Below are 14246 nucleotides of genomic sequence, written 5' to 3' on the forward strand. Positions count from 1 at the left end.
CGAGCTTGTCGAGGGCTCGTATCAAGATGCCTGCGCTGGGCGCGGTCCCTCGATACGCCGTCTCGACAAGCTCGACGGCTACTCGGGACGAACGGGATTGGGCATCGGAGCAACAATCCTCCTTTTTCTCGCCGCCGCCTGCGACAGCGGCGCGAACCCGCTCGTCAACACGCAGGCGGACCGCGAGCCCGGCCCCTTCCCCGCCGCCGACCGCCCGGTCGCCGAGATCATCTCCAGCCGCTGGTCGACCGAGGAAGCGCGCGACCGGCTGAACGAGGCGGAAGAGGTAATGGACCGCGCCGGCATCAAGCCCGGCATGACCGTCGCCGATATCGGCGCGGGCGAAGGCTATTACACCGTGCGCCTGGCCGAGCGCGTCGGGCCGCAGGGCCGCGTGCTGGCCGAGGACATCGTGCCCGGGGTGCGCGACATGCTGGCGACCCGCGTCGATCGCGAGCGGCTCAACAATGTCAGCGTGCGCCTCGGCGAGCCCGAGGACCCGATGCTGCCCGAAAACAGCTTCGACCGCATCTTCATGGTCCATATGTATCATGAGATCGAGCAGCCATACGAATTCCTCTGGAACATGCGGCCCTCGCTCAAGCCCGACGGGCTGGTGATCGTCGTCGACGCCAATCGCGAGACGCAGAACCACGGCACCCCGCCCGCGCTGCTCGATTGCGAGATGCGCGCGGTGGGCTATGTCCGCGCCGAGTTCCAGCCGATGCCCTCGGCCGGCGGCTATTTCGCCGCCTACCGCGCCGAAGGCCCGCGCCCCGCGCCCGAGGACATCAAGCCCTGCAGGCTGCAGCGGTGAGGCAATATCTCGACCTGATGCGGCGCATCCTGGATGAGGGCGCGGAGCAGCAGGACCGCACCGGCGTCGGCACGCGATCCGTGTTCGGCGCGCAGATGCGCTTCGACCTTTCGAAGGGCTTCCCCCTTCTCACCACCAAGAAGCTGCACATCCGGTCGATCGTCATCGAATTGCTGTGGTTCCTGCGCGGCGACACCAATGTCCGCTGGCTGCAGGAGCGGAAGGTCGGCATCTGGGACGAATGGGCAGGCGAGGACGGCGATCTCGGCCCCGTTTACGGCAAGCAGTGGCGCGACTGGGAGACGGCCGACGGCCGCCATATCGACCAGATCAAGGAGCTGATCGCGCTCATCCGCCGCGACCCCGCCTCGCGCCGTCAGATCGTGACGGCATGGAACCCGGGCGAGCTGCACGCGATGGCGCTGGCGCCGTGCCATTGCCTGTTCCAGACGCATGTGGCGAACGGGCGGCTTTCGCTCCAGCTCTACCAGCGTTCCGCCGATATTTTTCTAGGCGTGCCGTTCAATATCGCCAGCTATGCGCTGCTGACGCATATGCTGGCGCAGCAATGCGGACTGGAGCCCGGCGACTTCATCTGGACCGGCGGCGATTGCCACCTCTATTCGAACCATGTCGAACAGGCACGCACCCAATTGGCGCGCGAGCCGGGGCCGCTGCCGACGCTCAGGATCCTGCGCAAGCCGGACGCGATCGACGCCTATGATTACGAGGATTTCGCGATCGAGGGGTACGAGGCGCAGAAGCATATCGCTGCGCCGGTGGCGGTATGACATCGTCGCCCCTGCGCAGGGCACCCAGCAAAGTATTACTTTGCTGGGACCCGAGGCAGGGGCCGCTGGGTTTGTGGCACTCCAGCTGTCGCCTCATGCCGCTAGCGGCCCCTGCCTGCGCAGGGGCGACGCTACGTGACTGAAATCATCCTCTACCTCGCCCGCGCGGCGAACGGCGTGATCGGGCGCGACGGCGGGCTGCCCTGGCGCATCCCCGCCGATCTCAAGCGCTTCAAGGCGATGACCATGGGCAAGCCGATGGTGATGGGCCGCAAGACCTTCGAGAGCTTTCCCAATCCCCTGCCCGGCCGCCGCCACATCGTGCTGACCTGCGATCCGGCGTGGCGGGCGGAGGGAGCCGAGGTGGCGCGCACGCCCGACGATGCGCTGGCGCTGGCGGGCGATGCGCCCGAGGTCGCGATCATCGGCGGAGCGGAAATATTTCGCCGATTCCTCCCCCTCGCCGACCGGATCGAACTGACCGAGGTGCATGGCGAGCCCGAGGGGGACACGGTGGTGGAAGCGTTCGGCCCCGAATGGCGCGAAACAGGGCGCGAGGACCATGACGGATACTCCTTCGTCACGCTCATCCGCTAACCTCCACGTCGCCCCTGCGAAGGCAGGGGCGACGGAGAGTGGGTGACAAGCGCTGGTCCGCGCGGCACAACTCTCCGATGCGCCGTATCTTCCTCGTCCTCCTCGCGCTGATCGTCCTCGCCGCGATCGGTTTCTTCACGCTCGGCCCGGGCATCGTCGAGCGAGGGATGAACAAGGTTGAGGCCGGGCCGATGCCCAGGGTCACGCCCGAGGCGGCGGCGCTGCACAGGTCGCTCCAGATCGCCGATCTGCACGCCGACACGCTGCTGTGGAAGCGATCGCTGCTCGACGCGGCGGAGCGCGGGCAGGTGGACCTGCCCCGCCTCCAGACCGGCAATGTCGCGCTGCAGGTGTTCAGCTCGGTCACCAAGACGCCCAAGGGGCAGAATTACGACAGCAATTCCGCCGAGACCGACAACATCACCCTGCTCGCCTTCGCCCAGCTGCAGCCGCCCGGGACCTGGTCATCGCTGCTCGAACGCTCGCTGTGGCACGCGACGAAGCTCAAGCGCGCGGCGGCGGGCTCGGACGGGCAGCTGCGGGTGATCCGGTCCTCGGACGATCTGGCGAAGCTGCTTGCGGACCGGCGATCGGGCGCCAACGTCACCGGCGCGCTACTCTCGATCGAAGGGCTGCAGAATTTGGAAGGCAAGGCCGAGAATCTCGACCGCTTGTACGAAGCCGGCTTCCGCATGGCGGGCTTCGCGCATTTCTTCGACAATGAGGTCGCCGGGTCGATGCACGGCGAGAAGAAGGGCGGGCTCACCCCGCTCGGCCGCGAGGTGCTCAGGCGGATGGAGGCCAGGGGCATGGTGGTCGACATAGCCCATGCCAGCCACGCCGCGGTCGCCGAGATGCTGCGGCTCGCGACGCGGCCCGTCGTCTCCAGCCATGGCGGCGTGCAGGCGACGTGCAAGGTCAACCGCAACCTGACCGACGAGGAGATCAGGGGCGTGGCGCGCACCGGCGGGGTGATCGGCATCGGCTATTGGGAAGGCGCGGTGTGCGACACCTCCCCGCAGGCGATCGTGCGCGCGATCCGCCATGTCCGCGATCTGGTCGGCATCCGCCATGTCGGGCTCGGCTCCGATTTCGACGGCGCGGTGACGACGCGGTTCGACACCGGCCAGCTCGCCGCGATCACGCAGGAGCTGAAGACTGAGGGGTTCACCGACGACGAAGTGCGCGCGGTGATGGGCGGCAACGTGCTGCGCCTGCTGGCGGCGGGGTTGCAGCCGCGCGACCGCTGACCCTATAGCCCCGCGCCATGACCCGGCTTTCAGGCGAGACCGCGGTGCCGGCGGACTATCGCGGCGGCATCGTCGCGCTCGGCAATTTCGACGGCTTCCATCGCGGCCACCAGGCGGTGGTCGGACGCGCGGTCGAACGCGCGCGCGCCGAGGGGCGCCCGGCGATCGTCGCCACCTTCGATCCGCACCCGGTGCGCCATTTCGCGCCGCATGTGCCGCCGTTCCGCCTCACCACGCTCGACCAGCGCGAGCGGCTGTTCGCCGAGGCGGGCGCGGACGCGATGCTGGTGTTCGACTTCGACGACGATCTCGCCGGGCTGAGCGCGGAGGCGTTCGTCACCGAGCGCATCGTCGGCGTGATCGGCGCGGCGGGGGTCGTCACCGGCGAGGATTTCACCTTCGGCCACAAGCGCGGCGGCGATGTCGCGGTGCTGGCAGAGCTCGGCCGGCGGCACGGCTTTTCGACCGATGCGATTCCGCCGGTCAGCGACGATCACGGCCCCATTTCCTCCAGCCGCATCCGCGATGCGCTGAAGGCGGGCGAACCGCACGAGGCGGCGCGCCTCCTCACCCGCCCCTTCGCGGTCGAGGGCGTCGTCCAGCACGGCGACAAGCGCGGCCGCGCGATCGGCTATCCCACCGCCAATATCGACATGGGCCCCTATCTGCGCCCGCGCTACGGCATCTATGCGGTGCGCGGGACGCTGGCGGACGGGCGCGTGCTGGACGGCGCGGCGAACCTGGGCATCCGCCCGACCTTCGATCCGCCCAAGGAACTGCTCGAACCCTATTTCTTCGATTTCTCGGGCGATCTCTACGACCAGCGGATCGAGGTCGAGCTGATCGAATTCCTGCGGCCGGAGGCAAGGTTCGATAGTCTTGAGGCGCTGGCGGCGCAGATGGCGCAAGACTGCGACCGCGCACGCGCGGTCCTTCGTTCGTAATAGATGGTTCACGCGAAGGCGCGAAGGCGCGAAGGATCAGCAAACCTCTTCGCGCCTTCGCGCCTTCGCGTGAACCATTTCCTGCCTGCGGCGCGGCGAATGATCGGGTTTGTAACGGTACGAAGCCTCCGCTAAGCCCCGCGCACCTATGAGCGAAACGACCGACACCGCACGCGACTGGCGCGACACCGTCTTTCTGCCGAAGACCGATTTCCCGATGAAGGCGGGGCTCGCCCAGAAGGAGCCGGCGATCCTGGCGCGCTGGACGGAAACCGATCTGTATGGCCGCCTGCGCGAGGCGCGCAAGGGCCGCGAGCGCTTCATCCTCCATGACGGCCCGCCCTACGCCAATGGCGACATCCATATGGGCCACGCGATGAACAAGGTGCTGAAGGACATCATCGTCCGCAGCCAGTCGCTGCTCGGCAAGGATGCGCCCTATGTTCCCGGCTGGGACTGCCACGGCCTCCCCATCGAATGGAAGATCGAGGAGCAGTACCGCGCGAAGAAGCGCAACAAGGACGAGGTGCCCGCGGCCGAGTTCCGCGCCGAATGCCGCGCCTATGCCGCGCATTGGGTCGGGGTCCAGCGCGAGCAGTTCGAGCGGCTGGGGGTGATGGGTGACTGGGACGACCCGTACCTCACCATGAAGTTCGACGCCGAGGCGGCGATCGTCGGCGAATTGCTCAAGTTCGCCGAAAGCGGCCAGCTCTATCGCGGGGCGAAGCCGGTGATGTGGTCTCCGGTCGAAAAGACCGCGCTGGCCGAGGCCGAGGTCGAATATGAGGACATCGTCTCGACCCAGATCGACGTTGCGTTCGAGATCGTCGAGGCGCCGAATGCGCCGGAATTGATCGGCGCGCACGCGGTGGTGTGGACGACGACGCCGTGGACGATTCCGGTGAACCAGGCGCTGAGCTATGGGCCGGAGATTGAGTATAGAATTGTCGACTGGAACGGTCGGAAGCTGTTGATCGCTGAGTCCCTGGTCACCGCTGCATGGTATCGGTTCCGCGGTTCTAAGACGATAAGCACTGTTTCCGATGACATCGGCCCGATTTTGGAAGTAGTCGAATACAACCAATCGGACCCCTTGCCCCTCGGTAGCAAGATCAAGGGGTCGCAGCTCGCCGGAGCCGTCGCTCGCCACCCGATGCACCATCTCGGCGGGTTCTTCGCCAAGCCGCGTCCGTTCCTGCCCGGCGATTTCGTCACCACCGAGCAGGGCACCGGCCTCGTCCACATGGCGCCCGATCATGGCGAGGACGATTTCCTGCTGTGCAAGGCGCATGGGATGGACCCGGTGTTCGCGGTCGATGGCGGGGGGATGTACCGCGCCGATTGGGCGTGGCTGGGCGGCCAGGGGAGCGTCATCAACAAGAAGTTCAACGCGCCCGAGGGGCCGATCTGTTCGGACCTGCGCGCGGCCGGGGCGCTGCTGGCGGCGAGCGAGGATTTCCCGCACAGCTATCCGCATTCGTGGCGGTCCAAGGCCAAGGTGATCTTCCGCGCGACGCCGCAGTGGTTCATCCCGATGGATCAATCGGCGAATAGCGAACGTCCGGGGGACGTTCGCAGCCGATTGATCGGCGAGCGAAGCGAGCCGTGGGTCGATGACGAAAATAGCCCTCTCCCCTTCAGGGGAGAGGGTTGGGAGAGGGGCCTGTCCGCGGACTCCAGCGCTCCTGGCATACTCCCCCTCTCCCCGACCCTCTCCCCTGAAGGGGAGAGGGAGAGGAAGGGCAACGGCCCCACCCTGCGCGAGCTCGCGCTCGATGCGATCGAGCGGACGCGGTGGGTGCCCTCCAAATCCCGCAACCGGATCGCCGCGATGGTCGAGGGGCGGCCCGACTGGGTGATCTCGCGCCAGCGCGCCTGGGGGGTGCCGATCGCGCTCTATGTCCACCGCCAGACGGGCGACTATCTGCGCGATCCGGCGGTCAACGCGCGGATCATCGACGCGGTGAACGCCGGCGGCGCGGATGCGTGGTATTCGGTCGATCACCAGACGCTGCTCGGCGACCGGTACGACCTCGCCGATTACGAGGTCGTCACCGACATCCTCGACGTGTGGTTCGACAGCGGATCGACCCACGCCTTCGTCATCGAGCAGCGCTACGGCGAGGGGGTCCGCGCCAACCTCTATCTCGAGGGCTCCGACCAGCATCGCGGCTGGTTCCAGTCCTCGCTGCTCGAAAGCGCCGGCACGCGCGGGCGCGCGCCCTATGACGCGGTGCTGACCCACGGCTTCGCGCTCGACGGCAATGGCCGCAAGATGTCCAAGTCGCTCGGCAATGTCGTCGATCCCCTGAAGATCATCGGCGAGAGCGGCGCGGACATCCTGCGGCTGTGGGTCGCCTCGACCGACTATTTCGAGGATGTCCGCATCGGCAAGGAGGTGCTGGCCACCACCGGCGACGCCTATCGCAAGCTGCGCAACACCTTCCGCTACCTGCTGGGCGCGCTCGACGGCTTCGAGGAGGGCGAGCAGGTTCCGGCGGCGGAGATGCCCGAGCTGGAGCGCTATGTGCTGCACCTGCTCGCCGGACTGGACGGCGAATTAAGAACGTCGATCAATGAGTTCGAGTTCAACCGCTACGCCCGTGCGCTGACCGATTTCTGCAACGAGGATTTGTCGGCCTTCTTCTTCGATATCAGGAAGGACGTGCTATATTGCGACGCGCGCGGCAGCGCGACGCGGCGGGCGTACCGGACGGTGCTCGACACGCTGTTTCACGCGCTGGTGCGCTACGCCGCGCCGATCCTGTGCTTCACCGCCGAAGAGGTGTGGCAGACGCGGTTCCCCGATGCGGAGTCTGTGCATTTGTTGGAGTGGCCGGTTGTCCCGCTGCAACCTCATCCGGACGCGCCTTGGGGTGTCCATCCACTGGGCGATCCATCATTTCCTTGGGATCATGAATTACTCAATCGCTGGACGGATATCCGCCGCCTGCGCGAGGCGGTGACCGAGGCGATCGAGCCCTATCGCCGCGAGAAGACGATCCGCTCCAGCCTGGAGGCGGAGGTCACCGTCCCCGTCCTTCCGCTGCCCGCCGAGGCGCTGGAGGAGATATTCATCGTGTCGCAAGTCGGCGAGGCTCAGGAGATAGCGGTGACCCGCACCACCAACCACAAATGCGGCCGCTGCTGGCGGCACCGGCCCGAGGTTCCCGGAGACGGCGCGCTGTGCGCGCGCTGCGCGGAGGTGGTGGCATGACCGCCGCGCGCCGCACCGCCCTTATCACCGCGGGGGTGATCTTCGTCGTCGATCAGATCATCAAATGGCTGGTCGATGGCCCGCTTGCCTTGAAGCAGGTCGGCGACACGCTCGTCATCCTGCCGATCTTCGAACTGAAGCGGGTGCACAATTACGGCGTGTCGCTGGGCATGATGCAGGCCGACACCGATCTCGCCCGCTGGCTGCTGGTCGCGCTGACCGCCGCCATCGCCGCCGGCGTCGCCTGGTGGATGCTGCGCGAGCGGAACCGGCAGGATCTGCTGGCATTGAGCCTCGTCCTGGGCGGCGCGCTGGGCAATATCGTCGATCGGGTGCGGCTGGGCTATGTGCTCGACTACGCCAATCTGCACTTCGGCGACTGGTCGCCCTTTTTGGTCTTCAATGTCGCCGATGCGGGGATTACCATCGGCGTGCTCATTCTGCTACTCCGCGCGCTGCTGGTGCGCGAAAAGCCCAAGACACATGTTCCCGTGGAGAACCGTTCCGATGCGTAAAGCCCTGTCCATCACCGCCACCCTGGCGATCGCCACGCTGCTCGCCGCCTGTGGGGGATCGAGCGGGCTCAACCGCGATCGGCCGGACGAGTTCGCCGTCGCGCGCCAGGCGCCGCTCGTCATCCCGCCCGATTATTCGCTGACCCCGCCGACCCCCGGCGCGCCCCGCCCGCAGGACACCGCCGCGAGCACCCAGGCGCTGCGCGCGCTGTTCGGCGGCCCGGCCCCGCGCAGCGCGGCGGAGAGCGCGGCGCTCAACCAGGCGGGCATCGAGCAGGCCGATGCCGGCGTTCGCTCGGCGGTCGGCGATCCGCAGACGACGGTGGTCGACAAGGGATCGGTCACCCGCGACATCATCGCCGCGCCCGAGGGCGACGGCCAGAACGCCCGCGCCAATCCCGGCGGCACGCCTGCCCCGGCTGCTGAGCCGGCTCCGGCGGCGACCACGCCACCCGCGACCACGACTCCCTGAACGGGGTAAAGCCCCTCCCCTTCAGGGGAGGGGCCAAGAATTGTCAGAACGAGAAGCCGACATAGCCGAGCACGGTCGATCCGCGGCCGAGCGTCTGGGCGAAGCTGCCCGCCTCGGTGACGTTGGTGTCGACATAGCTGACGCCGACCTTGAGCGGACCGCCCACCGCCTCTGCGCCCACCGACCAGTCCCAATATTCGTCGTCGGTGATCAGCGGGTTGACCAGGCCGAGCGAGCCGTTGGTGTAGCCGACATGGCCCTTCAGCGTCACCGGCGTCGAGGGGATGCTGAGGCCCGCGTCGAAATAGCCGTAGATGTTGTCGTCGTTGCTGCTGGTGAAGTTCAGGCCGTCCTGCCCGCCCCACGCATAGGCCGCGCCCAGCTTGGTCGAGACCGGGCCGATCGCGTAGGTCACCGCGGCATAGGGCTCGAAGAAGTCGGTGTTCAGCCCGTCGACCGCATCGGCATAGTAATAATAGAGCAGGCCGACATCGAAGCCGAGGCCGTTGTCCAGCGTCTTCGAATAGCCGCCGTAGAAATCGATCTCGACATCGCCATAGCCGGTCAGCGCCGGGGTATCGCCGCTGCCGTCGATGGTCGAGGCGAAGGTGCCGATGTAGAATCCGCTTTCATGGGCGACGGTGACGGTGCCCTGAACGGCGGGGTCCTCGTCGCTCTGCGTCAGGCCGCGGAAGCGATAGTCGGTGGTGAGGGTGACCCCGCCGGTGACGGTGACGGGCGACGGAACGCCGGTGTCCTGTGCGAGGACGGGCGCCGCGGAGGCGAGCGCCATCGCGGCGAGGCTGATCATGGAGAGGCGCATGGTGTTTCCCTTTCTAAGGAATGCTGTGCGGCGTCCCCACCTGCTCGATCGCATGGCCGTGTCTGTTTGCGCCCTGCGGGCTGCGCGCACGATCCTTTCCGATCGCCGCCATAGGTAGCAGCGATGTTGCGTCGCACAACCGGAAAAGCGGCGAGCGGCTTTCAGGAGCCTTGGCTGTGTTGCGTGGGTGCAACAATAGTGTCATCCGCCGGCGGCTCCGGAAGGCTGCGGATGTGGATGTCGCGCTGCGGGTAAGGCATTGAGACCTTGTGCTCCCTGAACAGCACCCAGATGCGGTTGAGCACGTCGGAGCGGACATTGCCGACGCCGTCCTCCGGATCGCTGATCCAGACGCGGATCTCGTGCTTCACCGCATTCTCGCCGAAGGCGATCAGCCGCACCGTCGGCGGCGGCTTTTCCAGCACGCGGGAGCTTTCCACCGCGGCGCGCATCATCAGGTCCTGCGCCAGCTTGAGATCGCAGTCGTAGCCCACGCCGACATCGATGTGCACGCGCACGTTGCGATCCGAATAGGACCAGTTCTCGACCTCGGTCGTCATCAGTATCTCGTTGGGGATCAGATGCTCCTTGCCGTCGCGGGTGATGACCGAGACGGCGCGGATGCCGATCTTGTTGACCCAGCCGAAGCTGTCGCCGACCGCGATCACGTCGCCCGGCTTGATCGACCGGTCCATCAGCAGGATGATCCCCGAGATCAGGTTGCCGAAGGTCTTCTGGAAGCCGAAGCCGATGGCGAGGCCGAAGGCGCCGGTGAACACCGCGAGCGCGGTCAGGTCGACGCCGATCAGGTCGATGCCGACGAAGAAGACGATCACCACCACCACGATCTGCGCGATCTTGCGGCCGAGCAGCTTCTGCGTGGCGTCGAAGCCCTTGGTCGATTCGATGGCGTTGCCCAGCAGCCGGTTGCCCAGCCGCGCCGCGGCATAGAGCGCGACCAGCGTCAGCAGGATGGTGACGCCCGACAACAGCGAGATGCGCCTGCGGCCGATGTCGAAGCCGACGCTCTCCAGCGTCTCGCGCAGCTCGCCGAGGCCGCCCAGCGCCTGCGCGACGAGCGCGATGAACAGCACCCAGCCCACGCCCCGCGCGATCCAGCGGGCGATGCCAAGGCCGCGCAGCACGACGATCGTCAGCCAGGCGGTTGCGCCCGCCAGCGCGATGCCGATCGGCAGGCGCGCAAGCGGCGGCCAGGGCCAGGACGCGCCGATGATCGCCAGCAGCAGCGCGGCCGATCCATGCCGGATCACCGCGCCCGCCCGCTCACCGATGCCGCCGGCATGCACGCCGAACGCACGGTGCCACAGCGCCTTGGCGCGCGCATCGAAATGCCGGCCCAGCCACCAGCCGACCGCCAGCGCGGCGATGGTCAGGCCGCCGGCGACGGCGACCTCGGGCAGGTGAGGATCGGCGGGCAAGTCCAGCCCCAGGCCGCGCAGGAAGGCGGCCGCGCGGTTCATTCGGCGGCGCGGAAGGCGGCGAGGCCGCGGGCCAGATCGGCGATCAGGTCGTCGGCATCCTCCAGTCCGATCTGGAGGCGGACCAGCGGGCCTTCGGCCCGCCACGGCGCGGCGGTGCGGCGCGGATCGGCCGGGACGACCAGGCTTTCGAAGCCGCCCCAGCTATAGCCGATGCCGAACAGCGCGAGCGCGTCGATCAGCGCCGCGCGCGCCGCCTCGCCGCCGCCGTCGAGGACGAAGGCGAACAGGCCCGACGCGCCGGTGAAGTCGCGCACGAACGTCTCGTGGCCGGGACAGGACGGCAGCGCCGGGTGAAGCACCCGCGCCACGCCCGGCTGCTCCTCCAGCCAGCGCGCGATCTTGAGCGCGCTCTCGCCATGCCGCGCCAGCCGCACGTCGAGCGTGCGCAGGCCGCGGCTGCCGAGATAGGCATCATCGGGGCTGACGCACTGGCCCAGCTGGTGCGCGGTGTCGCGCAGGCGCGGCCACAGCTCGGGCGTCGCGGTGACCGATCCCAGCATCGCGTCCGAATGGCCGACGATATATTTGGTGCACGCCAGGATCGACAGGTCGACACCGCGCTCTATCGCCGGAAACAGCAGCGGCGTCGCCCAGGTGTTGTCGAGCAGCGTCGCCACGCCGCGCGCCCTGGCCGCCGCGCAGATCGCCGGCACGTCCTGCACCTCGAAGGTCAGGCTGCCGGGGCTTTCCATGAAGATCGCGCGCGTCTCCTCGCCGATCAGATCGGCGATGCCCGCGCCCGCCAGCGGATCGTAATAGCGGGTCGTGACGCCGAACCGCCTGAGCAGCCCGCTGCACAGCGCCCGCGTGGGATCATAGGCCGAATCGACCATCAGCAGCTCGTCGCCGGGGCCGAGCACGGCGAGCAGCGCGCCCATCACCGCCGCGACGCCCGAGGGATAGAGGAAGGTCGCCTGCGCGCCCGGTTCCATCTCCGTCAGCGCGTCGGCCAGGCTCCATTGGGTCGGCGTGCCGCGCCGGCCGTAATAGAGGCGGTGATGCGTGTCGCGGCCGGCATTGGCCCGCAGCGCCGCGACATCGTCGTAGAGGATCGTCGAGGCGCGCCAGACCGGCGGGTTGACGATCCCTTGCGTCCATTCGGGCCGGCGGCCGGCCGAAGCAAGCCGCGTGGCGGGCTTGTCGTCGCGCCCGCCCTCGCCGCTCACGCCGCCCCCGTCGCCTTGGGCGTGGACGGATCGCCGCCCCATTCGGACCAGGAGCCGTCATAGACCCGCGCGTCGGCGTTGCCGAGCAGATGCGCGCCGAATGCCAGCACCGCCGCCGTCACGCCGCTGCCGCAGGTGGTGATCATCGGCTTTCCGGGATCGACGTTCGCATCGGCAAAGGCCTGGCGGAGCTCGTCGCCGCGCTTCCAGGTGCCGTCGGCGTTGAACAGGCGCGCATAGGGAAGGTTCTTCGCGCCCGGCATATGCCCCGCGACCAGGCCCGGCCGCGCCTCCGGCTCCTCGCCGGCGAAGCGGCCGCGGGTGCGCGCGTCGACCACTTGCCCGCCGCCGTCGAGCGCGGCCTGCACGCCGGCCTTGTCGGCCAGCGACGCATCGTCGCGAAAGACCGTGAAGTGGCGGTGGCGATTGGTGGGCCTGCCGCTCTCCGTCTCGCGCCCCTCCGCCTTCCATTTGGCAATTCCGCCATCGAGGATCGCGACCTCATGCGCGCCGAACAGGCGGAACATCCACCATGCCCGCGCGGAGGTGCGCGAAGGGGAATCGTCATAGACGACGATCCGGCTGCCGTCGCCCAGCCCCAGCGACTGCATCCGGCTGGCGAACTTCTCCGCGCTCGGAAGCGTGTTGGGCAGATCGCTGTCGGTGTCGCGCAGCTCGTCCAGATCGAGGAACGCCGCGCCGGGGATGTGCGCCGCCTCGAACTCGGCGCGCGCATCGCGGTGATATTCGGGAAGGATCATCGTCGCATCCACCACCCGCAAGTCCGACGCGCCCAATTCCCCTGCGAGCCATTCGGTCGAAACCAGCGAGTCCATGCGATCGTCTCCCTTGGATGATGCCCCACCCCTAATCGGGCGCACGGGGGCTGTCGAGGAAGCGCGTGCGGTTGAATGTGCGATCGGGATGCGCTACTGTGAAAATGTGAAGAACGTCACAGTATCACTCGATGATGTCACCTATCGCAATGCCCGCCGCCGCGCGGCGGAGGCGGATCGCTCGCTGTCGTCCGTCGTGCGCGAATTGTTGCAAAGCTACGGCGCGGAGGAGAGCGAGTTTGATCGGCTGGCGCGTGAGGAGGATGAAATTCGCGCGGACATCAAGAACTTCAACGGCGGGGAAAGGATGATCCGCGAGGAACTCTACGATCGTGACGCGAGGCGCGCCGAGCACGAAGCAGCGCTTGCCAAAGATCGCCGTCGCCGCGCAGGATGACTATTTTCGTCGATACCAACGTCCTGCTCTACTCGATCAGCGACAGACGTGAAGATCAAGTCAAACGCGGGCTCGCCATCGATCTGCTCAAATCTCGGCGATGCGCGCTCTCGGCACAGGTTTTCAACGAGTTTTTCACGCAGGCTACCAAGCGGACGCGGCCGGATCGGTTGCCAGACGAGACGGCCAAGGCATTAATCGATCGCTGGCGACGCTTTCCCGTCCAGCCTCTCGACATGCCGCTGACCGATCTGGCCTGGGAGATCAAAGGTCGCACAAACTATTCCTGGTGGGACTGCATGATCATCGCTGCCGCCGTAGCCTCGGGTTGCGACACGCTGGCGACCGAGGACATGCAGCACGGTCACGTCGTCGACGGCGTGCGCATCGTGAACCCGTTCCGCGACGCAGGGTGACGCCGGGCGCGGCAGCGCCTACATCCGCGCCATGACCCCAAAACATCTCGGCCAGCCCTCCGCCCTTCCCGAATCGCCCGAGCAGGCGGTGCTCGACTATGTGCCCAATCCCCGCCCCGGGCGACCCTATCTGGTGCGCTTCACCGCGCCCGAGTTCACCTCGCTGTGTCCGGTGACCGGCCAGCCGGACTTCGCGCATCTCGTGATCGACTATGCGCCGGCGCAAACCATCGTCGAGTCCAAGTCGCTCAAGCTGTTCCTCGGCGCCTTCCGCAATCACCGCGCCTTTCACGAGGATTGCACCGTCGGCATCGGCGAGCGGCTGACCGAGGAAATGCAGCCGCTATGGCTGCGTATCGGCGGATATTGGTATCCGCGCGGCGGCATTCCCATCGACGTCTTCTGGCAATCGGGCGAGCCGCCCCAGGGCCTGTGGCTGCCGCCGCAGGACGTGCCCGGCTATCGCGGTCGCGGTTAAGCAACACTTGATCGAGATCATAGCG

Annotated in this window: 15 protein-coding genes; 11 read left to right on the forward strand and 4 right to left on the reverse strand. The window is 67.5% G+C overall.

Going from position 1 to position 14246, the window contains the following annotated elements; translation table 11 throughout:
- Positions 1–97 precede the first annotated feature (97 nt).
- The 8 genes from D1610_RS05580 (at position 98) to D1610_RS05615 (ending at position 8603) form a co-directional block, all read left to right on the forward strand.
- Positions 98–817, forward strand: coding sequence for a class I SAM-dependent methyltransferase (locus D1610_RS05580; RefSeq protein WP_118863163.1), 720 nt, complete (start codon positions 98–100; stop codon positions 815–817).
- On the forward strand, positions 814–1608 hold the full coding sequence (locus tag D1610_RS05585) for a thymidylate synthase (protein WP_118863164.1): 795 nt from the start codon (positions 814–816) through the stop codon (positions 1606–1608). Before D1610_RS05580 ends, D1610_RS05585 begins: the two co-directional genes overlap by 4 nt.
- Positions 1609–1743: 135 nt before the next feature.
- Positions 1744–2205 carry a dihydrofolate reductase gene (locus tag D1610_RS05590; RefSeq protein ID WP_118863165.1) on the forward strand — a complete coding sequence of 154 codons (462 nt, stop codon included), beginning with the start codon at positions 1744–1746 and terminating at the stop codon, positions 2203–2205.
- Between the two features lie 77 nt (positions 2206–2282).
- Entirely contained in the window at positions 2283–3455 is a 1173-nt protein-coding gene (locus D1610_RS05595; protein WP_118863166.1) for a dipeptidase, read from the forward strand.
- Positions 3456–3472: 17 nt separating this feature from the next.
- Complete coding sequence (locus tag D1610_RS05600; protein WP_118863167.1) at positions 3473–4399, forward strand: bifunctional riboflavin kinase/FAD synthetase; 927 nt, start codon at positions 3473–3475, stop codon at positions 4397–4399.
- Between the two features lie 148 nt (positions 4400–4547).
- Positions 4548–7616 carry an isoleucine--tRNA ligase gene (locus tag D1610_RS05605; RefSeq protein ID WP_118863168.1) on the forward strand — a complete coding sequence of 1023 codons (3069 nt, stop codon included), beginning with the start codon at positions 4548–4550 and terminating at the stop codon, positions 7614–7616.
- Positions 7613–8131, forward strand: a complete 519-nt coding sequence (lspA, locus tag D1610_RS05610; protein ID WP_118863720.1) for a signal peptidase II — start codon at positions 7613–7615, stop codon at positions 8129–8131. The genes D1610_RS05605 and lspA overlap by 4 nt, the downstream gene beginning before the upstream one ends.
- A complete protein-coding gene (locus D1610_RS05615; RefSeq protein WP_118863169.1) occupies positions 8124–8603 on the forward strand; it encodes a DUF3035 domain-containing protein in 480 nt (159 codons plus the stop codon). The genes lspA and D1610_RS05615 overlap by 8 nt, the downstream gene beginning before the upstream one ends.
- A gap of 43 nt (positions 8604–8646) precedes the next feature.
- Here D1610_RS05615 and D1610_RS05620 read toward each other — a convergent pair whose 3' ends face one another.
- The 4 genes from D1610_RS05620 to D1610_RS05635 form a co-directional block, all read right to left on the reverse strand.
- Positions 8647–9426: a TorF family putative porin gene (locus D1610_RS05620; RefSeq protein ID WP_182466714.1), complete on the reverse strand. Its 780-nt coding sequence runs from the start codon at positions 9424–9426 to the stop codon at positions 8647–8649.
- 161 nt (positions 9427–9587) lie between these two features.
- Positions 9588–10907, reverse strand: a complete 1320-nt coding sequence (locus D1610_RS05625) for a mechanosensitive ion channel family protein (RefSeq protein ID WP_118863171.1) — start codon at positions 10905–10907, stop codon at positions 9588–9590.
- Entirely contained in the window at positions 10904–12136 is a 1233-nt protein-coding gene (gene metC, locus D1610_RS05630) for a cystathionine beta-lyase (protein WP_118863172.1), read from the reverse strand. The genes D1610_RS05625 and metC overlap by 4 nt, the downstream gene beginning before the upstream one ends.
- Complete coding sequence (locus D1610_RS05635) at positions 12091–12930, reverse strand: sulfurtransferase (RefSeq protein ID WP_118863173.1); 840 nt, start codon at positions 12928–12930, stop codon at positions 12091–12093. The genes metC and D1610_RS05635 overlap by 46 nt, the downstream gene beginning before the upstream one ends.
- A 106-nt stretch (positions 12931–13036) precedes the next feature.
- Between D1610_RS05635 and D1610_RS05640 the strand changes: the two genes are divergently transcribed.
- Genes D1610_RS05640 through queF form a run of 3 tightly spaced genes read left to right on the forward strand, consistent with a single transcriptional unit; the run spans position 13037 to position 14221 of the window.
- On the forward strand, positions 13037–13327 hold the full coding sequence (locus D1610_RS05640; protein WP_222926940.1) for a hypothetical protein: 291 nt from the start codon (positions 13037–13039) through the stop codon (positions 13325–13327).
- A complete protein-coding gene (locus D1610_RS05645; RefSeq protein WP_118863174.1) occupies positions 13324–13743 on the forward strand; it encodes a PIN domain-containing protein in 420 nt (139 codons plus the stop codon). The genes D1610_RS05640 and D1610_RS05645 overlap by 4 nt, the downstream gene beginning before the upstream one ends.
- Before the next feature lie 31 nt (positions 13744–13774).
- Positions 13775–14221 carry a preQ(1) synthase gene (gene queF / locus D1610_RS05650; RefSeq protein ID WP_118863175.1) on the forward strand — a complete coding sequence of 149 codons (447 nt, stop codon included), beginning with the start codon at positions 13775–13777 and terminating at the stop codon, positions 14219–14221.
- Positions 14222–14246 lie beyond the last annotated feature (25 nt).

The organism is Sphingomonas gilva (assembly GCF_003515075.1).
Lineage (GTDB): Bacteria > Pseudomonadota > Alphaproteobacteria > Sphingomonadales > Sphingomonadaceae > Sphingomonas > Sphingomonas gilva.

Excerpts from the sequence above, each read along its gene's own strand:
- D1610_RS05595 (WP_118863166.1), top strand. The coding sequence starts at position 2,283 with ATGCGCCGTATCTTCCTCGTCCTCCTCGCGCTGATCGTCCTCGCCGCG.
- D1610_RS05600 (WP_118863167.1), top strand. The coding sequence starts at position 3,473 with ATGACCCGGCTTTCAGGCGAGACCGCGGTGCCGGCGGACTATCGCGGC.
- D1610_RS05605 (WP_118863168.1), top strand. The coding sequence starts at position 4,548 with ATGAGCGAAACGACCGACACCGCACGCGACTGGCGCGACACCGTCTTT.
- lspA (WP_118863720.1), top strand. The coding sequence starts at position 7,613 with ATGACCGCCGCGCGCCGCACCGCCCTTATCACCGCGGGGGTGATCTTC.
- D1610_RS05615 (WP_118863169.1), top strand. The coding sequence starts at position 8,124 with ATGCGTAAAGCCCTGTCCATCACCGCCACCCTGGCGATCGCCACGCTG.
- D1610_RS05620 (WP_182466714.1), bottom strand. The coding sequence starts at position 9,426 with ATGCGCCTCTCCATGATCAGCCTCGCCGCGATGGCGCTCGCCTCCGCG.
- D1610_RS05625 (WP_118863171.1), bottom strand. The coding sequence starts at position 10,907 with ATGAACCGCGCGGCCGCCTTCCTGCGCGGCCTGGGGCTGGACTTGCCC.
- metC (WP_118863172.1), bottom strand. The coding sequence starts at position 12,136 with ATGGGGCGGCGATCCGTCCACGCCCAAGGCGACGGGGGCGGCGTGAGC.
- D1610_RS05635 (WP_118863173.1), bottom strand. The coding sequence starts at position 12,930 with ATGGACTCGCTGGTTTCGACCGAATGGCTCGCAGGGGAATTGGGCGCG.
- D1610_RS05645 (WP_118863174.1), top strand. The coding sequence starts at position 13,324 with ATGACTATTTTCGTCGATACCAACGTCCTGCTCTACTCGATCAGCGAC.
- queF (WP_118863175.1), top strand. The coding sequence starts at position 13,775 with ATGACCCCAAAACATCTCGGCCAGCCCTCCGCCCTTCCCGAATCGCCC.